The 19614-nt window shown below is 63.5% G+C and carries 11 protein-coding genes; 5 read left to right on the top strand and 6 right to left on the bottom strand.

Going from position 1 to position 19614, the window contains the following annotated elements; translation table 11 throughout:
* The first annotated feature begins 118 nt into the window (after positions 1-118).
* From AC1D10_RS22635 to AC1D10_RS22645, 3 genes are all read left to right on the top strand, one after another.
* Positions 119-493 (top strand): hypothetical protein, encoded by a 375-nt coding sequence (locus AC1D10_RS22635; RefSeq protein ID WP_477275742.1) that lies wholly within the window; start codon positions 119-121, stop codon positions 491-493.
* Positions 468-890: a CBS domain-containing protein gene (locus AC1D10_RS22640; protein WP_477275744.1), complete on the top strand. Its 423-nt coding sequence runs from the start codon at positions 468-470 to the stop codon at positions 888-890. Before AC1D10_RS22635 ends, AC1D10_RS22640 begins: the two co-directional genes overlap by 26 nt.
* A 719-nt stretch (positions 891-1609) precedes the next feature.
* Entirely contained in the window at positions 1610-1801 is a 192-nt protein-coding gene (locus AC1D10_RS22645) for a hypothetical protein (protein WP_477275746.1), read from the top strand.
* Positions 1802-2005: 204 nt separating this feature from the next.
* Here AC1D10_RS22645 and AC1D10_RS22650 read toward each other — a convergent pair whose 3' ends face one another.
* Positions 2006-2992, bottom strand: a complete 987-nt coding sequence (locus AC1D10_RS22650) for a methyltransferase (protein ID WP_477275748.1) — start codon at positions 2990-2992, stop codon at positions 2006-2008.
* 360 nt (positions 2993-3352) lie between these two features.
* Between AC1D10_RS22650 and AC1D10_RS22655 the strand changes: the two genes are divergently transcribed.
* Positions 3353-5038 carry a hypothetical protein gene (locus AC1D10_RS22655; protein WP_477275750.1) on the top strand — a complete coding sequence of 562 codons (1686 nt, stop codon included), beginning with the start codon at positions 3353-3355 and terminating at the stop codon, positions 5036-5038.
* Positions 5039-5042: 4 nt separating this feature from the next.
* On the opposite strand, the gene AC1D10_RS22660 is transcribed toward AC1D10_RS22655, so the two are convergent.
* Positions 5043-5729, bottom strand: a complete 687-nt coding sequence (locus AC1D10_RS22660; protein WP_477275752.1) for a D-lyxose/D-mannose family sugar isomerase — start codon at positions 5727-5729, stop codon at positions 5043-5045.
* A gap of 189 nt (positions 5730-5918) precedes the next feature.
* Between AC1D10_RS22660 and AC1D10_RS22665 the strand changes: the two genes are divergently transcribed.
* The gene (locus AC1D10_RS22665) at positions 5919-6977 is read left to right on the top strand and encodes a D-TA family PLP-dependent enzyme (RefSeq protein ID WP_477275754.1); all 1059 of its coding nucleotides are present in this window, start codon (positions 5919-5921) and stop codon (positions 6975-6977) included.
* 21 nt (positions 6978-6998) lie between these two features.
* On the opposite strand, the gene AC1D10_RS22670 is transcribed toward AC1D10_RS22665, so the two are convergent.
* The 4 genes from AC1D10_RS22670 to AC1D10_RS22685 form a co-directional block, all read right to left on the bottom strand.
* A complete protein-coding gene (locus tag AC1D10_RS22670) occupies positions 6999-7763 on the bottom strand; it encodes a heme ABC transporter permease (protein WP_477275756.1) in 765 nt (254 codons plus the stop codon).
* Positions 7764-7871: 108 nt separating this feature from the next.
* Complete coding sequence (locus tag AC1D10_RS22675; protein ID WP_477275758.1) at positions 7872-9653, bottom strand: glucan ABC transporter ATP-binding protein/ permease; 1782 nt, start codon at positions 9651-9653, stop codon at positions 7872-7874.
* 517 nt (positions 9654-10170) lie between these two features.
* A complete protein-coding gene (locus tag AC1D10_RS22680) occupies positions 10171-18753 on the bottom strand; it encodes a glycoside hydrolase family 94 protein (protein ID WP_477275760.1) in 8583 nt (2860 codons plus the stop codon).
* A gap of 266 nt (positions 18754-19019) precedes the next feature.
* Complete coding sequence (locus tag AC1D10_RS22685) at positions 19020-19607, bottom strand: HutD/Ves family protein (protein ID WP_477275847.1); 588 nt, start codon at positions 19605-19607, stop codon at positions 19020-19022.
* Between the last annotated feature and the right edge of the window lie 7 nt (positions 19608-19614).

Consider the following 19614-nt stretch of genomic DNA (forward strand, 5'->3'; position numbering starts at 1 on the left):
CATGTTGCTAGCCTCGAAATGCGCAGCAACATAAGCCCTTGATTTGTCAGGCGTGGTAATGAGCGGAGGCTGCGAATAGCGGCATTGATAGCGACATGAAAACCCGCCGAAGCGGGCCTTGTTGGGTAACGCACCAGCGGTCGGCAAACCCGGCTGGCTCTATTCGGTATTCCATCGTCTTAGTTCCTTGCTTTCAGCAGAACCTTCGCCGCTTCAGTCATCGGTGTTGGGAATTCCGGAACAACCGCCGCCGCGCCATGGCGGAGGTCTTCGCCACGCCATGGTCTCAACAAGCGGCTCTGTTGGCTGGAAATGGACGCATGACAACCAAACCGCGAAAATGGTCATCGGCGACACCGATGACCATCTTAAAACGCGGGACTGGATGATGGCCTCTGGCAGTCAAACCCCGCCCGCGTTAAAATGGGACAGGGGGACATTCACCAACCCAGCAAGGGAGGTCCGCCATGAAAGTGAAAGACGCAATGCATAAGGGTGTAGACTGGGTCAGCCCCGAAACCGATGTCACCGAACTGGCGAAAATGATGCGAGCCCAGGATATCGGGTCGATTCCCATTGGAGAGAACGACCGACTGATCGGAATGGTGACCGACCGCGATATTGTCTGCAAAGGACTGGCGGACGATGGTTTCGACGGCCGCACGGCAACAGCACGCGATGTCATGACGACCGGCATTCACTGCTGCCGCGAAGACGACGATCTGGCTAAGGCCGTACAGCACATGGAAGAACTGAAAATCCGCAGGTTGCCGGTGATCAACAAGAATATGCGGATGGTCGGCATCCTTAGCGTCGGCGACATCAGTCAGTCGGCACCGAGGGAAATGGTGTCCGAATACGTCAAGAGCGTTTCCGCCCATCACCACTGAAGGGCGGCTCGCCCTTGCCGGCGTGCTGCGGCCAGAGCGGCGGCAGAGATGTCCGGTCAACCAGGCCGACGCCGACACTTCATGCTACGCGGTCCCGCCATCGCTTCACTCAAACGCGCGCTGGCGGGACACGGGGGCGCGTCAGAAATCCTCTGCAAAGGCGCGCGTCGCGCGTCCTGGTGTCTGCCTCTGTGGCCGGCGTCATGCCCGCCGCGTCGAGTCCATCGCTGAGAATGGCGGCTGGGCCGGGCTGAGGCTAAGGACGTCAGCGCCCCTGGCGTAGCGCCTCGTGTCCTCAAATGTTCCTCTCGAAGGCATGGGCCACGATCGGATCTGGCGCCGATAGCTCAAATCCTTTAGCTGCCATAAAGGTCAGCACGATAGCCACAGCGATCGATGCAATCACGGTGGTGGTGCGGGCTAGACTTCTCACTATCTTCACTCAACAAAGCAGCGCGATATTCCCGGCAAGATCTCTCGGACAGTAGGTCCGCCGCATAATGTTGGGATGCTCGTGGCGGGTTGCAACCCCGCGGGGTATGTCACCTGAACGTTAATCATCCCGTGAGCGTCGAGGGCAACACTAGCGCTTCACCTTCGGCGTGATCTCCTCGATCCGCACTTGTCGCCCGTCTCCTTCCCCCGGTGGGGGGCAAATGTGATTTTGTGGTCGGCAACAGACAGGTTACGCTGCGTCTTCAACGAACGAGGAGGAGACAATGAAAACATTCCTCGCAATAGCCGCCGCGCTGACCCTGTCCGTATCCGCCGCCTCTGCGGATTGCCCGGCGCATTCGAAGGTACAGGCCGCGGTCGACTCGCAGAAAACAGCGAGCGTCGAGAAGGCCGATATGTCGAAGGCTGCGGACACTCAAACCATAAAGAAAGAAGTGCCGGCAAAGACCGAATAGCGGCACGCTACCGGATCCCACGCAGCTTGTGTGCGGCCTCTGCTAGGCGCACCGCCTCAGTCCTGCGCCTATGCGCTCTGTGGCGGCAGTGGCGTTGTGTGCAGCGCGCTTCAGTGAGGCCGAAATTGTATTGCCATAGGCCCCCCGCAAGAGCAGGCTAATCTCCTGCAGGCCTTGCGTCCGAAACCAACCATTCAGCCACGATCAGCCCGTGAGGCGCGCACGAAACAAAGTGCAGCCGTCCGTCAGGCGCGACCTGGAGATATCCCGGAATCCAGCCTCGGTCATCCACGCGCGATACTGACCTTCAGTGTACGATTCGCCGTGGCGATAGAGGTTCAAGAAGGTGAGATTCAGAAAGACACCCTCAGACGGGCCGAGGCGGTCGTCATCGACCACACCCCACCCCGCGATTGCGATCTCGCCTCCGGGTGTGAGGCAACGCGCCGCGTTCAGGATCGAACTGCGCGCCTGGTCCGGCGGAAGGACCTGGACGACGGCCTTCAGGATCGCCAGATCGTGCCGACCGATCGATGGCGCGACAGTTATGTCCCCCTCTTCGACAACCACGTCGTCGGCACCGTATTCTGACAGGATATCTGACGCGACCGCTGCGACCGTTGGGAGTTCCATCAGCGTCGCCGCAATCTGCGGCCGCCGCTCGCGAAGTCCGACGAGAATGGTCCCGGGGCCCCCACCGATGTCGATCACCGAACCGATCGTCGAGAGGTCCATCTCCTGGGCCAGATGTCGGCCGAAAATCACCCCGCCCGGCGCGAGCATGCGGCTGAAGGCCGCCGCGGCCTCGAGCCCGGCTTCGGAAAAATCGTGCAGCGCAGCCGGCCGGTTCTGTCGCAGCGATTCTGCGGTCAGCAGGTCGGCTCCCCAGAGCTGACGCAGGAGCGCATGATCGCCGCCGCGATAGGTCGGCTTGGACGCGTCGAGGAAGGCCGACGCTTCGGCTCCGTTGCGAAATTGACCATCCTTGACTTCGAGGAGACCGATGCTGGCGAGCGCGTAGAGGAGCCGCGACAGACGATCGGGCTCGACTTTGAGCGCGGCCCCTAGGCCGTCAGCGGTCACCGCGCTGTCACCGAGCCGGGTGAAGATGCCAAGGTCCAGCCCGGCGCGCAGCGCCAAGGCAGGGGACACCGCTGCGATCAGCTTGTCGATCCGATCAGAATCCACCATGCACATCCCCTTCCGCAGGACCGATTTTGAAGCAGCTCGGAAGATCGGATTCGACCGGGGTGGCGCTTCCTCACTTCTGAGGCATAGCGGCTCGTCTATCACGGCTGGCTGACGTTGACGAGGTCGCTGCATGCCAGCGAAGTCTTATGCAACATGCTCTCTAGACAGGACGTCAACGCCAGCGAAAACGGCCTTACGATCACGTCTAATGTTGTGCTGCTGTGCATCGCCTCATCCTCTCAAACTTCAGCGATCGCAGTCGTGGTGTTTGCCATTCCTATAGATTCCGGCACACATTGATGCTGAAGGAATCTGGCCAGAGCCCTGGCTCGCAGCCGACGGCAAGTTGAATGAGATTACATGGACCGCTTCAACCTCGGTACCTATCGCCGCCCTATCTCAACCCGCTCTGCAGAAACCCAACGCTGGTTCGATATCGGCCTGAAATGGTGCTACGGCTTCAATCACGAGGAAGGCATCAGGTGTTTCGAGAAGGCACTCGAAACGGATCCTGACTGCCCGATGGTGCATTGGGGCATCGCCTATGCCGCCGGGCCTTTCTACAATCTGACTTGGAAGGAGCATGGCGAGACCGAGGCCGATAGCGCGACGAAGCGTTGTTTCGAGCATGTCCAGTTGGCTAGCGCCAATGCGGCCGCCGCCAGCCATATTGAGAGGCGATTGATCGAGGCACTCGCCAGCCGCTTCCAGAAGCCGCACCGGGTGACGCCTCAGGAATTCGAGCAGTGGGATGACGCCTACGCCGCCGCGATGCGGCTGGTCTACCAGGACTTTCCAAACGACCATGATGTGATGGCGCTGCTGGTCGAGGCGCTGATGATGCGCACCGTGCGGCGTCTGTGGAATCTCAAGACCGGTGCGCCGGCGCCAAACTCTGACGTGATCGAAGCGCTGGCGGTTTGCGAGCGGTCGATCCGGCTTGCCGACCAGGCTGATGCCACCCAACATCCAGCAATCGTTCACCTGCACATCCATCTGCTGGAAATGTCCACCATGCCGGAACGCGGCACACGCTCGGCGGATCTGCTCGGCGAAATGTGTCCCGATGCCGGGCACATGAACCACATGCCGGGGCATATCTACGTGCTGTGCGGCGAGTACGAGAAAGCAAAGCTTGCCAGCGAGAAGGCGGTCCGTGCCAACGACCTCTATCTCGCCTATGCGGACGAGCCGACCTACTATTTGCTCGGCTGCTGCCACGACCTGCATCTGATGATGTTCACCTGCATGTTGTCAGGCCAGTCCAGGCCGGCCCTGTGGGCCGCCGACAAGGTGCGCAGCCTGGTGACGCGCGATCTGATCAGCCTTTCCGAGCGGCCCAAGCTCACCCAGACGGTGGAGGGCTACCACGCCATGAAATCGCATGTTGAGGTGCGTTTCGGCCGCTGGCAGGAGATCATCGACGAGCCGGTGACCGAAGAGCCCGGCCTCTACGTGCTGACGGCGGCCATGCAGCACTACGCCAAGGGTGTGGCCCATGCGACGCTGAGGAATTTTGTCGAGGCGGAGCGCGAGCGCGAGCGGTTCCACCTGCATCTGGCCGGCATTCCAGCCGAACGGCGCTTCCTCAGCAACCCGACGCGGGCGTCACTGGCAGTCGGCGCGGCTCTCCTCGATGGCGAGCTTGCCTATCACCAGGGCCGGCATGAGGAGGCGTACGGCCATCTGCGGCAAGCGGTCGAGCTTGACGACAATCTGTCCTACACCGAGCCGTGGGCGTGGATGCACCCGCCGCGCCATGCGCTGGCGGCGCTGCTTCTTGACCAGGGCCACGCGCATGAGGCCGAACAGGTCTATCGCGACGATCTGGGCCTAAGCGGCAAGGTGCAGCGCTGCGCCCAGCACCCGAACAATGTCTGGGCGCTGCACGGGCTGGTGGAGTGCCTGAAGCGGCGCGGCGAGACCGAAGAACTGCCGGCGCTGCAGGCAAGCCTCGCCACTGCGCTGGCCAAGGCAGATGTGCCGATCACCTCGTCCTGCCTGTGCAGGACGAGCGTGCAGTCAGCGCCAGACTGCTGTCATTGAGTGCCTAGCCCAGCCACTTCTCATAGTCGGACACCAGCAGATGCACCGGGGCGACGTCCTCGTCTATGTTGGAAAAACGGCCGATCTGTTCGCGAAACACGTTGTCGGTAAGATCGTCGTTGACGGTCGACACCTCGCCGATCAGCACATCCTTGCCCTCGGCCCAGAAGGCGTGCCAGACGCCGGGCAGCAGGGTGACGCTCTGACCCGGATCGAGCTTCAGGAGCCCGCCCGCCGGCAGCCTGTGAATGGTTCCGTCGACAGGCACCGATACCTCAGCCTTGGGATCGATGCCACCGTCGCGATCGTGCATGAACAGTTCCAGCACCAGCTTGCCGCCACCGCGATTGATGATGTCCTCGGCCTTGATGTTGTGGCGGTGCATCGGCGACAGCTGGTCCTTGCGAGAGATCATGATCTTCTCGGCATAGAGCATGCCCATGCCCTTCTTCATGTCTTCGTAGCGGCCGTTGCGAACGGTGAACAGGAACAGGCCGAGTTCGTCGAACTTCTCCTGGCCGTAATCGGTGATGTCCCAGCCGAGCCGCGAGCTGAACACGGCCGAGGAGTCGACCTGGCGGGCCTTCGCCTCCTGCGGCGACCAATAGGCGAAGGGCGGCATGATATAGCCGAACGAGCGGATGAAAGCGTCGGCTTCGCGGATGATGTCGTTGATGGCGGAGCGTTTCATGATCATGGTCCTTCGTGTCGATTTTTCCGACAAATCGCATAGCCGAACGTCGATGCGGTGTCGATCCATCCTTGCCGCCTGGCCCTGCCGGGCTTTGCGTGCATGGACCACAGATCGGGTTTGCTGGCCGCGTGACATCGCGTGTTTTCAGGGTCATAAACCCTGCGGATTTCCATGGGGTGACAGACGATGCCGACCATCCACGACCTCGATACGCCGTCGATCCTGATCGACGCCGCGCGAGCCGAAGCCAACATTGCCCGCGCCCAGGCCCATGCAGACAGGAACGGTCTGAAGCTGCGGCCTCACATCAAGACCCACAAATTGCCCTATTGGGCCAAGAAGCAAGTGGCGGCCGGCGCCGTCGGCATCACCTGCCAGAAGATCGGCGAGGCCGAGGTGATGGCGGACGCCGGGCTTGCCGATATTTTTCTTCCCTACAACATCCTCGGGCGGGCCAAGCTGGCGCGGCTTCTGGCGCTGCATCGCCGTGTCACCCTGTCGGTGACGGCTGACAGCATGGAGACCATTGAAGGGCTGGCCGCCACCTTCACCGATGCCAGCCATCCTCTGTCGGTGCTGGTCGAATGCGACACCGGCATGGGCCGCTGCGGGGTGCAGACGGCTGGTGAAGCGGTTGCGCTGGCAAGACAGATCGACAAGGCCGGCGGCCTCGCCTTCGGCGGGCTGATGACCTACCCGGCCGCCGGCCGCGCGGCGGAGGCCGAGGCCTGGCTTGCCGACGCCAGGCAGGTGTTGGCCGCCGCTGGCCTCGCCTGCGAGCGCATCTCAAGCGGCGGCACGCCGGACATTTGGCGCTCCAGTGAAGCATCGGTGGTCACCGAATATCGCCCGGGCACCTACATCTATCTCGACCGCTACCAGGTCGCCAAAGGCGTCGGCAGCCTCGACGATTGCGCGCTGACGGTGCTGTCGACGGTGGTCAGCCATCCGACGCCGACGCGCGCCATCCTCGACGCCGGCAGCAAGGCGCTGTCCAGCGACACGCTGGGGCTCGCCGATTTCGGCGAGTTGCTCGGCGTTTCGGGAGCGCGGGTGACGGGCCTGAGCGAGGAGCACGGCAACGTCACGCTATCGGGCGATGGCAAGCTGCGGATCGGCGAACGCGTCCGCGTCGTGCCCGATCATTGCTGCGTCGTTACCAACCTGTTCAACGAGATCAATCTGATCGACGGCGACAAGGTGCTGGAAACATTGCCGGTGGCAGCGCGCGGACGGATGGGGTGACCGGATTCGTCAGATACTGAATTAAACTGGCTGCCGCTCGGCCTGCCGTGCCGCGACGCGGCGCATAGCGATGACGCGGCGGCGGCGGATTTCGGTGCGCATCGCCATCAGGTGCAGGGCGAAGAACAGCACCGTGAAGCCGACAGCCATCACCAGCAGCGGCCACAGCAGGCTGGGATCGATGGTCGGCCCGCCGAGCCTGAACACCGAGGCCGGCTGGTGCAGTGTGTTCCACCAGTCGACCGAGAATTTGATGATCGGGATGTTGATGAAGCCGACCAGCGTGATGGTGGCGGCGGCCCAGGCGGCGCGGCTGGCATCGTCGAGCGCGCGGGTCAGCGCGATGATGCCGAGATACATCAGGAACAGCACGAAAACCGAGGTCAGCCGCGCATCCCAGACCCACCACGTGCCCCACATCGGCTTGCCCCAGATCGAGCCGGTGATCAGCGCCAGTGCCGTAAATACGGCACCAATGGGGGCGGCGGATTTGAGCGCGACATCGGCCAGCGGGTGACGCCAGACCAGCGTGCCGAACGCCGAGATCGCCATCAGCGTGTAGCACATCATGGCGAGCCAGGCGAAAGGCACGTGGATGTACATGATGCGAACGGTGATGCCTTGCTGGAAATCCTCAGGCGCGGCGAAGCTCATATAGAGCCCGACGGCAAGGATAAGTGCGGCGGTGGACGCCAACCATGGCACGACCCTGTCCGCCAGCCAGACGAAGCGCGTCGGGTTGGCAAGATCCAGCCATCCGGTCAGGCGTGAAGTCGTGTCGCTCATGCGGCTCTACATAGACCGCCGGCGCGTTTGGGGCAATCGAGCGGTGGTGTCGCAGGCGTGTCAACGTCTTCCTTCTCTCCTGTGGGAGAAGGAAGACGCGCCGCCTGCTCAGGCGGCTGCTTCCTGCTGTTGCTGCACGGTGCGGCTGAGGCGGCGAACCTCCTCGTCGTTGAGCAGGCCGCCGGCGCGCAGCAGGCTGGCGAAGCGACCGTTGCGCAGCGACAGTTCGGCGAAGCCACCCATTTCGACCACCCTGCCCTTATCCATGAACACGACCAGATCGGCGTCGCGAACGGTGGTCAGGCGGTGGGCGATGATGAAGGTGGTACGGTCGCGCCGCAATTCGTCGATCGCGTCCTTGACGCGGTCTTCGGTCTCGACGTCGAGCGCGCTGGTCGCCTCGTCGAGCACGAGGATCGGGGCATCCTTCAGCACCGCGCGGGCAATAGCAATGCGCTGACGCTCGCCACCCGACAACTGGCCGCCACGTTCGCCGACAACCGTGTCATAGCCATTGCTCTTGGCCAGGATGAAGTCCTGCGCCGCAGCCGCGTTGGCGGCGGCATGGATCTCATCATTTGTCGCCTCGGCGCGGCCGACACGGATGTTGTCCTCGATCGAGCGGTTGAGCAGGCCGGCATCCTGGAACACGGTGGCGATCGAATGGCGCAGCGACTTGCGGGTCACGCTGCGGGTGTCGACGCCGTCGATCAGGATGCGGCCATGGGACGGCGAGAAGACGCGCTGCAGCAGATTGATGAGCGTGGTCTTGCCGGCGCCGGTCGGTCCGACGATGGCAACGGTCTGACCGGCCTGGACTTCGAACGACACGTCGTCGATGCCCTGGCCCGAATTGGCGAATTCGAAGCCGACATTCTCGAAGCGGACATGGCCGGTGATGTTGGCGAGATCGCGCAGTCCATCCGGCTCGGCGGCATCGGCCGCGGAGTCCTCGAGCTGGTAGAAATCTTCAAGCTTGGCGCGCGCCTCGGAAATCTGGTTGGCGAAAGCCGACATCTGGTCGAGGCGAGCAATCAGCATCGTGGCAAAACCGGTGAATGCGATGACATCGCCGATGCCCAACTGACCATGAGTCACGAGATAGGCGCCGATCGACAACACGATCAGCATCGAGATTGCCGATGACAGACGGTGCAAGGCATTGGCCAGCGCCCACCAGTCGAGCACAGGGTTCTGCGCGTCGAGCAGGTTCTTGACATAGCGGCGCAGAGTATCAGCCTCGTGACCGAGGCGATTGTAGCTCTGCAGCACGGCAACGTTGGAGACCGAGTCGGTCACATGCGCGAACACCTTGTGGTAGTGGCGCTCGACCGCGGCCTGGCCCGCCTTGGTGCGGCGCATTACCATCCGGCCGATGCCGACATAGAGCAGTCCGAGGCCAAGCAGCACCAGCGACATGCGCAGGTCCATGCTGATCGCGGTTGGGACCAGCAGTACGAGGGCGACAGCCGTGGACAGATGCTGGCGCATGAATTCAAGCCAAAGGCTGAACAGGGTTTCGACGGCGCGCAGCATCGTGTGCAACGCATTGGAGGTGCCGTGCTGATGGTGCCAGGCGAGCGGCATGGTGATGACGCGCTCGAAGGACTGGCACAGAACTTCGCTGCGCCGCGCATGGGCAAAGCGGTCAGCGCCGCGCGCCACCATGACGAAAGCAACGATGTTGAAGGCGCCGAGACCCGCCCACATGACCAGCGTGGTGAAGACAGAGCCACGATCGGAGATGGCGCCGATGACGCGACCGAACATAATCGGCTCGAGAAGCGCCACGATGGCAAGGGCTACGTTGGCCGAACAGATCAACGCGACGCGTTTCCTGTCCGCGGCCAGATAACCGAGCGCTCGCCAGTAGATTTGCAGAAGGGTCACCCCAGTTACTCCGCCAAGCTGTTTATTGTGCACTGCATCATTTGACTCGTACCGGTTGATACGTCGCAAAACAATGGCCGTGTACCTCTTCAGTTCCCTCAGAGCGAACAAAAGATGGCGACGTTCCGAAATCTGCCGTGATCATCTAACGGTTTGAGAAGACAGGTAAAATGTCAGGCATGCGGCGAAATCATGGCAGCTGGAACGCGCTGCCACAATTTTAATCAACAACAATGTCGGGCGGATGACCAAGGCTCAAATCGCCTTCTGCACAGTATAGAGCGAAACTAAGCGGCCTTGGGCGCGCGCCAAGGCAACGCGATGCCAAGCCTCGCCGCTTGGGGCGGTTCATACGGTACGGATCAAGCCTTTGATTTTATGGGCATCTCAGCGACAGGCCTTCGGCCCAGGCCGATGGCAACGCTGGGCGGCATGGCGCCTTTCATCCAACCGTGGTCCCGAAAACCGCGCCCTCCCCCGGGCTCGAGCCCGAGGGAATGCTGCCGGGCGACTTGCCTCAGGCAGGGATCCTGATGACGATTTCGGCAACCTCGCCGCTCTTCAGTTCGACAGTCGAGCCCTTGGTCTTTGCCCCATTCAGTTCCAGCGAAACCGCCTTGGCCTTATTGTCGCGGGTGACACGAACCCTGAGTTCCGCCCCCAGCATCTTGAGGGTTGCCGAGTACCCGTCCCAATGGCTGGGGAGCCTCGGATTGAACTGAACGCGCTTGCCGCGCCGCTCGATACCCAGGATGCCTTCGACCGCCGCCCTGTAGAGCCAGCCGGCCGAGCCGGTGTACCAGGTCCAGCCGCCACGGCCGCCCTTGTCGTCCCCGGCATAGATATCGGCCGCCACCACATAGGGCTCGACGCGATAGTGCTCGGCCGAGGCCTCGTCGGTCGCGTGGTTGACCGGGTTCAGCATCGAGAAACAGCGATAGGCCTCGTCGGTCCGCCCCATCTCGGCAAGCGCGATGACGAACCATGTGGCGGCATGGGTGTACTGGCCGCCATTTTCGCGAACACCGGGCGGATAGCTCTTGATATAGCCGGGGTCCTTGTCGGTCTTCGAGAAAGGCGGCGTAAACAGCTTGACGATCTTAAGCTTGTCGTCGACCAGCAGTTTGGTCGCCTGCTCCATCGCCGTCGTCGATCGTGCCGGATCGCCCTCGCCCGAAAGCACGCTCCATGACTGGGCGATCGAGTCGATCTTGCACTCTTCCGAGTTGTGCGACCCCAGTGGCGTGCCGTCGTCGAAGCTGCCGCGCCGGTACCACTCGCCGTCCCATGCCGTGCTTTCAAGCGCCCGCTTCAGCGCATCGGCATGCTTTGCCCAGGCTTGCGCGCGCTTGGCATCGCCTTCGGTCTTGGCAACGGCGCCAAAGTCGCCCAGCGTCTTCAGCAGGAACCAGCCGAGCCAGACGCTCTCGCCCTTGCCGTGCTCGCCGACGCGGTTCATGCCGTCGTTCCAGTCGCCGCCGAGGATCAGCGGCAGCCCGGCGGGACTGCTGCGCTTGATGGCAAGGTCGAGCGCCCGCGCGCAATGGTCGTAGAGCGACGCCGTCTTCTTCGAAATTTCCGGAGTGAAGAACGCATCGTGCTCCCCCTCGCCCAGCGCCTGTCCATCGATGAAGGGCAGGTGCTCCTTCAGGATGGTGGCATCGCCGGTGACCAGCAGGTAGCGCGCCGTGGCATGGGCCAGCCAGACCACGTCGTCGGAGATCATGGTGCGCACGCCGGCCCCGGTGCGCGGCAGCCACCAATGCTGCACGTCGCCTTCGGGGAACTGCCGCCGCGCCGCGTTGAGGATCTGGTCGCGTGCCAGTAGCGGGTCATGCGCCAGCAATGCCAGCGTGTCCTGCAACTGGTCGCGGAAGCCGAACGCACCGCTTGCCTGGTAGAAGGCGGAGCGGGCGCGGATACGGCAGGCCAGGCTCTGATAGGGCAGCCAGTGATTGACCATGGCGTCGAGCGCCTTGTCCGGTGTCTCGACCTGGATGGTGTCGAGGAAACCACGCCATTCGCGCTCGTTGTCGGCCAGCCGCTGGTCGAAATCCCTAGCCCGGTGTTCCTGCACCAGGGCGCTGGCCTCCTCGACGGACTCGGCATCACCAAGCAGCCAGAGCAGCGTCACGTCGCCACCTGCCTGGATCTCGATGTCGCGGGCGAGCGCCGCGCAAGGATCGTCGCCGGCCTCGACACGGCCCGACAACGCCGCGCCGCTCAGCACCGCCTGTGGAAGCTCGCTGGAGCCATGCCGGCCGAGGAACTCCGAGCGGTCGGTCGTCACCGACTGGACGCCGCCATCGGTGGCTAGGAAGGCCACCCGCTCGCTGAAATCGAGCCCGTAGGGGTTTTGCGCCAGCAACGCACCGGTGGCGGCGTCCCGCGACGGGACGATGGTTGCCGCCGTGCGCGACCGATGCCCGCCGAGCACCCATTCGGCATAGGCATAAACCCGCAGCCGCGCCGGCACCGAGCCGGAATTCTGGATGCGCAGCCGCGAGATCTTCACCGGGTCGACCGGGTCGACGACATGGGTGAGGTCCATCGACAACGGCCCGCGCTTCGAGCGGAATGTCGAGAAGCCCTGGCCGTGCCAGGCCTCGTAGGTCATCGAAGGATCGCGTACCACGGCGGCGAGCGGCGAGAACGCTTTGCCGCTGGCCTGATCGTAGATGTAGAGGCCCTCGCCCGGCCGGTTCGAGACCGGGTCGTTCGACCATGGCGTCAGCTGGTAGTCGCGGCTGTTGCGGCTCCAGGTGAAGGCAGCACCCTCGGCAGAGGTGTGGAAGCCGAACGAAGCATTGGAGACGACGTTGATCCACGGCTGTGGCGTGGTGCGCCGGCCAGCCAGGCGCACGACATAGTGCCGCCCGTCGCCGTCGAAACCGCCAAAACCGTTCCACTGGCTAAGCCCGGCGCCATCGGCGCTGACATTCGCCACCGCTTGCGAGGCATGCGCCATGGGCGCCAGCGAGGGCAATTCGCGCGGAACCACCAAGGCTGCCGGCTGCAGCGCGTCGCGCGCCTGCAGGGCCGCCGCCTCGGCTCGTTCGATCTGGTCGAAGATGGTGCCGTTGCGCGTGTGCAGGACCACCCTGGCGACAGCGAGCAGCGTCTTGTAGGTGGTCTCGTCCATCAGGTCGCGGCGCACCGCGAAAATGTGCTGGCGAGGCCCGAGTTCCTTGCCGCGCAAGCGGCTGTTTTCGCACAGCGTCTCGACCGCCCGCTGCAGGTCCTGGACATAGGAGGACGCCTGCTCGTTGACGACGACGAAGTCGATCATCATGCCGCGGGTGCGCATGTACTCCTGGAAACGCAGCGCTTGGGCGACGATTTCGAGATCGGCAACGTCGCCGATCCTGACCAGGAAGATCGGGAAATCGCCCGAAATGCTCGTCGGCCACAGGCTCGACTGCTTGCCCAGCCCCGAGGCGATGGATTCGGCCGGAAGACGCAGGAACGGATCGGGATAGATCAGGTAGCGGGCCAGTTTCTGCACATTGGCGGCATCGGTCAGGCTGAGGCCCATATGGCGGGTCTGCACCTGGCTGCGGGTCCAGGCGAGCATGGCCTGGCGGGCAAAACTCTCTGGATGGTCGAGCCGGGCAACGGCTTCGTCCAGTTCCGTGCGGCTGGCGCCGACGACGGTCCAGAAGGTCAGCGATATCTTCTTGTTGGCGGGCACGCGCACCTGGCGGCGCAGCGCGGCGACGGGATCGAGCGTGAAGCCCGAATGGCCGCCTAGCCTGGAGCCAGGATCGAAAGCGGCCGCGTCGACGATGGTGCGGCCACGGCCGATGAAGGCGCGCCGGTCGGTCTCGGCTTCGGCATCGCGCGCCGATCCGGACGGGTCGGTGACGAAATGCACCATGGCGATATCGGGCTCGCTGGTCTCCCGCTTGCGTCGCGTAGCGAAGATCTGCGAGTTGTTGGACGCGATTTCGGTTTCCACGAACATCTTCGAGAAAGCCGGATGCGCGTTGTCGGATGCCTCCAGGCCGAGCACAAGTTCGGCGAAGGAAGTCACTTCGATGTGACGGTCGGACGGCCCGTCATTGTAGAGCGTGACCCGGCGACCCTCGCCGTTGCCTTCCGAGATCACGATACATTCGACCTCGGAGCGCAGCGTGCCCACCGATTTGACGAAGCTCGCCTTGTCGTCGGAAAACAAGGTCTGCGCCTTTTCCTCGGCCGCATGCTTCGGCTCTGCGGTTGCCGACCACCAGTCGCCGGTACCCGCGTCACGCAGGAAGATGTAGGAGCCGAGCCGGTCCTCGGTCGGATCCGGCTGCCAGCGTGTGACGGAGAGATCGCCCCAGCGGCTATAGCCCGAACCGGTCGCGGTAACCATCACCGAATAGCGGCCGTTCGACATCACACTGGTCGAACGCAGCGCCCGCAACGGATCGAGCACGATGCGGGAGTCAGGGCTCTCGACTTCGGTCTCGTCCTTGGAGCGTTCGTCGGCCTCGGTCCTCACGGTCGCGGTCGGAATGTCGCGCGGCGCCCTCTCCTGCAGCAGCAGTTCGGCCGATTCGATGACCGGATCACTGTGGAAGCGATCGCGCATGCGGCCTTCGAAGATGGCGTCGGCAACCGCGACAATCGACATGCCTGAATGGTGGGCCATGTAGTTCTGCACGACCACATGATCGGTGCCTTCCGGCACGCGCTGCGGCGTGAAGTCGACGGCGTCGTAGTAACCGTGGCGGCCAAGCGCGCCGATCTCCCGCAGCCGGGCAAGATTCCGCACGGCTTCGCGCGGGTTGAACTGTGCCGCGAGCACAGTGGCGTAGGGCGCGATCACCGTGTTCTGGCCAAGGCCGCGCTTCAGGCCAAGCCCGGGCACGCCGAAATTGGTGTACTGGTAGGTCAGTTCACGGTCGCGGGCGTTGTAGGCCGCTTCTGAAATGCCCCACGGTACGTTCTTCTGTCGGCCGTACTGGATCTGGCGCTTGATGATCAGCTTGCTGGTCTGGTTGAGAATGCTGCCTTGCGCCTCCTTCATCACCAGCGGCGGCATCAGATATTCGAACATCGAGCCGGACCAGGACATCAGCGCGCCCTGGAAACCGATCTCGACGATCGGCCGGCCAAGCCGGAACCAGTGCTCGGTCGGCAGGTCCCCCTTGGCAATGGCGAACAGGCTGGTCAGCCGCGCCTCGGACGCCAGCAGGTCGTAGCAGCTTTCATCGAGCTGGTGCTCCTCGACCCGGTAACCGATCGACAGCAGCTTGCGTTCGGGCCGCATCAGGAAGGAGAAATCCATCTCGAAGGCGAAGCGGCGCGTGCGCTCGCGCAAGGTCAGCAGCTTGGCGCGCAGCGCCTCGACGGCATTGTCGTCGCTGTGCGCGTCATGGACATGTGCCTCGCAAGTGGCCTCGAGCCTGGCTGCCCAGTCGACGATGACGTCGCTCTGTGGCGACGCCGCCTCGGTGTGGATGGCGGTGGCGAGCTTGCGGATCTCGCCGGCCAGCACGGCCAGGTTGATGGTGCGGATCGACGCCATTTCCGGCTGCGCCTTGATGGTGTCGACCGCGCGCCGCATGCCGTCGAGACGGTCGACGAGGCGCTGGCGCAAGGGCCGCAGCTGGCGGCGGTCGTCGGGCAACTCGTCAAGGCTCTCGCTAAGGATGGTCACGGTGTCGAGAATGCCTTCGAAATCGCCCTGGAGATGGACGGAGGGCGCTTCCGCCCATTCGGCGCAAGCTGCCGCCACCGCCACCAGATGGCCGGCGAGATTGCCGCTGTCGACAGCCGAGATGTAGAGCGGATAGAGCGGCTTCAGCGTCGTCGTGTCATACCAGTTGAAGAGGTGGCCGCGATCACGCGGCATGCCCTCGATGGTCGTCATGGTGGCGTCGATGCGGGTGATGGCGTCGGACAGGCTGATCCAGCCGAAGTCGCGCGCCGACACGACGGACAGCAGGTAGACGCCGATGTTGGTCGGAGAGGTGCGCGGCGCCACGACGGGCGCCGGGCTTTCCTGGAAATTGTCCGGCGGCAGATTGTGGTGCTCGGCCGTCACGAAGCTTTCGAAGTAATGCCATGTGCGCCGCGCCACCGTGCGAAGCACATGGATGTCGGCTGCCGAGATGTGCAGCCGATCCTCGGTTTCAGCGGAACGGCTGATCCAGGCGGCGATGGCTGGAGAAGCGATCCAAAACAGGGCGAAGAAGAAGGCGACGAAAGCACCGGTGGAATCGGCTAGCACCGGTATGGCGAGGCCAACGAAGCCGATGATCACGGCGCCATACATCATGCCGTAATAGGAGCCGAGATCGTTGTCGCCGCTCTTGTGCGCCTGCGAGGCGGTACGCCATTCCAGCAGGTTCTGGCGGCTGACGAACAGCCGGTAGAGCGTGCGGATGATGGCATCGCCCATCATCCAGGCGTTATGCGCCATCAGCACGATCTTGAGCGCCACCATGGCGGTGCCGAAGGCGGCGTCGCGCGCCAGGGCCGAGAAATGGCCGCGCGGCGTCTGGTCGCCGCTCTTGGGCAGGATGGCGTTGACGATGTCGAATGTCGGCGCCATGAACAGACTGAGGATCAGCAGGGCCTGCCACTGCGCGGCCTGGGTGAAGGGCAGCAGCGTCCAGCCGGCGATCGCCGCCATGACCCAGAAGATCGGCGTCAGCGAGCGGCGCAGATTGTCGATCATCTTCCAGCGCGACAGAGCCGGCACGCCGGAGCGCGGATCGAGCATGAAGCCGAGAAGCTGCCAGTCGCCACGTGCCCAGCGATGGTGGCGCGAGGCATCGACCGAGTAGCGCGTCGGATAGTCCTCGACCAGTTCGACGTCGGTGACCAGGGCCGAGCGCGCCAGCGCGCCTTCGAGCAGATCGTGGCTGAGGATGGTGTTTTCCTCGATGCGGCCCTGCAGCGCGGCCTCGAAAGCGTCGACATGATAAAGGCCCTTGCCGGTGAAGGACCCGTCGCCGAAGACGTCCTGATAAAGATCGGACACGGCAAAGACGTACGGGTCGAGGCCGCGATTGGCTGAGAAGACCCTCTGGAAGAACGACGCATCGTCGCCGCTGGTCAGCGACGCGGTGATGCGCGGCTGCAGGATCGCGTAGCCGGCCGTGACGACACGCCTGGTGGCATCGAAATGCGGCCGGTTGAGCGGATGGCATAGCTTGCCGACCAGGGTCGCGACAGCGTCGCGGGTGGTGCGCGTGTCGGCATCGAGCGTCATCACATGGACGACGTTTTCCGGCAGCGGCACGTCGAGCGGCAGGAACGTGGTGTCGCTGTCGCCGCGCAGCAGGAGGTCGAGCTCGTGCAGCTTGCCGCGCTTGCGCTCCCAGCCCATCCAGGACCCTTGCGCCGCATTGAACAGTCGGCGCCGGTGCAGGATGTAGAAACGCGGCGCACCTTCGGAGGGATAGCGGGCGTTGAGGCGAGCGATCTCGGCGCGGGCGAATTCGAGGATTTCGGTATCCGCAGCATCGATCTCGGTCTTGCTGTCGGGCCAGTCCGACAGCAGCGCGAAATGGATTTCATCCGCTGTGTTGGCGAGATGATGCACCTCGATATTGCGGATGTTTTCCTCGACGTCGTCGCGTGAGCCGATCAGCGACGGCACCACCACCAGCGTGCGCGCCTCCGGCGGCACGCCGTGCCTGTAATCATAGCCAACGAGGCGCGTCGGTTTCAGGAACAGCGATACGACGGTGTTGAAGAAGGCCAGCGCGCCCTCGCTGGCTGGCACGGCAAACAGCGCCAGCATCAAGACGATCGACGGCACCGACAGGCCGAGATTGGCGAGCGCGTTGCCGGAGAGGACGAGAAGCAGGGCCGTCAGCGCAAACACCGGTACGACGATGCCAAGCCATCCGGTCTTGCGGAAGGCACGCTTGACCGCCTGGCTGATGGTTGGCCGATAGCCGATCGATTTCTCCAGTTCCAGCCGGCGTGGACCGACGAGAAAGAAACCGACATCGGTGTGCGCGGATGCAGCCGGAGCGGCATCGCCTTCATTGTCGCCAGACGTGGTCTCGCTGGCGGCGGGGCCGGCCAGTTCGATGGCCCTCTCGGCGACGCGATATTCCGAAAGGTCGGAGCGGCGCGCCAGTTCCTCGATCGCGGTCCGGTACTGGTCACGCGAGAAGAAGTCGAGCGCGGCGAAATCGGTGCGCTCGCGCAGCACGGTGTCGATGCGGCTGACGCCTTCGAACCACACCGTCCAGTCGACGTCGTTGATGAGGCGCAGGCCGCGGATGATGTTTCCGGTCGTCACATTGCCGCTCGAAAGCGTGTGATGTTCGGAAATGATGATTTCCTCGGCGTCGGAGCCGGTCTTTTCGAGCTCGCCTTCGAGCCATTCCAAGGCCTTGCCGGCATTCTGCGATCCATCGCGCAAGCGGTAGAGCAACTGGGTGGCAAAGGTGGTGTCCTGCGCGTGAGCGCTGAAGTTGGACAGGATCGCCTGCCGGTCCGGGCTGTCGTCGGTCGCCAGAACCTTGTCGGCGACATCGTTGGCGATCTGGCGCATCTGGCGGGTGCGGTTGACCCTGACCGCCAGCCGGCGGAGATTTTCGATCAGCACGAAGCGCAGAAGCGACGGCAGCGCCCAGAGTTCGCCGATCTTCAGCGGCTCGAGCGACTGAAAGCCCTGGACGATGGACTTGAACATCGTCGCCGAGACCGAACTGTCCGAATGCGCCACATAGGTCCAGGCCAGTGCCAGCGCGCGTGGCACGGTGCCGCCATCGGGGAGTTTCAGAATGGGCAACTGGCGGTAGAAGCGGCGCGGCAGATCGCGCTTGACCTGGAAAATGGTTTCTTCGACCAGATAATTGTTGTCGAGCAGCCACTGCGCCGCCGGCGTGATCGTCTCACCCCTCGCCTGCGCGGCATTGGTCGAGCGGTAGACTTCCAAGATCTTCTTGGCGCTGTCGCGGATGCGGGCCTGAAAGTCGAAAGGCGTGAGGCCGAACAAATCGGTGAGATCGCCCTTTGCCAGGCTTTCGCCAAGCAGGCGAAGACGCTCTTCGGGCAGGAAATTGGATCGAATCGGCTCTTCCGTGATGGCCGGGAAGCTCGCGCTTGTCTTCTCGATTTGTGCAGGGGTCGTCTGAATATTCATTGAAAATTCCGTATGCGGACACTGAGCGGCGTCACCGCCACGGCAATGGCCCTAAAACCGATTCAAATGCAATTGGTTGCATTATCCCACTTGCCGAAAGTTTGTTTCCGCACCACGACAGGGCGTCATCTCTCAGCAAAATTCAAAGACGAGCGCCCCTCTTCCCGTCAGGTCCGATCGACGGAGAGGATTCAGGCTTTTTCGTGGTGCCGCCAGCAGCTTACGCTATATTTCGCCGGCATCGCGATCATGTTTGGAAACAAGCGTTAATCGTTGCCGGAGATGCCTTCGATCCGGATGACGAACAGCGTCGTGTCATGGACGGGCTGGACAAGCAGGCTGGCGATGTCCGGGCCGGGCAGCAGTGCGTCGAGTGGCCCGAGGCGGACCGGATCGGCGCCGGGCACGATGACTTCGCCGTTCAAGCACAGGACGAGGGTCGTCCTGGTCTCCGTCCTGATTTCCACGGGGGTCGAGGCCACCAGGCGCTCGACCGAATGCGTCATCCGGCCGCGGCGGGTCATGACATTGAGATCGGTGATCGGCCCGCCAATCAGCGCGGCCGCAGTCGATACGTCAGCAGGAAAGGAAAGCGGGTCCGTCGCCCTGGTGACCGATATCGGCGGGCGGCCGGCAATATCGAGCACAATGCCCTCGCCTTCGAGCACGGCAAGCGTGCGATCAATCCCGGCAAATTGCGAGAACGGACCGCTGCCTTCGACGCGCGCCATCGAGACGCGCCAGTCGAACTCGTCGAGCCCGGCTCCGGCAGGCTCGACGACGATTTCCGTCGTCACCCCGCCACCGTTCTTCCACGGCATCGACCGGTACTCGGCTGCCCGCAGGATGCGCATCGGTTCA

It is taken from the genome of Mesorhizobium sp. P2_A8 (genome assembly GCF_056404935.1).

Bases quoted from the DNA above. Each gene is read 5' to 3' on its own strand.
- AC1D10_RS22640 (WP_477275744.1), top strand. From the start codon at position 468: ATGAAAGTGAAAGACGCAATGCATAAGGGTGTAGACTGGGTCAGCCCC.
- AC1D10_RS22645 (WP_477275746.1), top strand. From the start codon at position 1,610: ATGAAAACATTCCTCGCAATAGCCGCCGCGCTGACCCTGTCCGTATCC.
- AC1D10_RS22650 (WP_477275748.1), bottom strand. From the start codon at position 2,992: ATGGTGGATTCTGATCGGATCGACAAGCTGATCGCAGCGGTGTCCCCT.
- AC1D10_RS22655 (WP_477275750.1), top strand. From the start codon at position 3,353: ATGGACCGCTTCAACCTCGGTACCTATCGCCGCCCTATCTCAACCCGC.
- AC1D10_RS22660 (WP_477275752.1), bottom strand. From the start codon at position 5,729: ATGAAACGCTCCGCCATCAACGACATCATCCGCGAAGCCGACGCTTTC.
- AC1D10_RS22665 (WP_477275754.1), top strand. From the start codon at position 5,919: ATGCCGACCATCCACGACCTCGATACGCCGTCGATCCTGATCGACGCC.
- AC1D10_RS22670 (WP_477275756.1), bottom strand. From the start codon at position 7,763: ATGAGCGACACGACTTCACGCCTGACCGGATGGCTGGATCTTGCCAAC.
- AC1D10_RS22680 (WP_477275760.1), bottom strand. From the start codon at position 18,753: ATGAATATTCAGACGACCCCTGCACAAATCGAGAAGACAAGCGCGAGC.
- AC1D10_RS22685 (WP_477275847.1), bottom strand. From the start codon at position 19,607: ATGCGCATCCTGCGGGCAGCCGAGTACCGGTCGATGCCGTGGAAGAAC.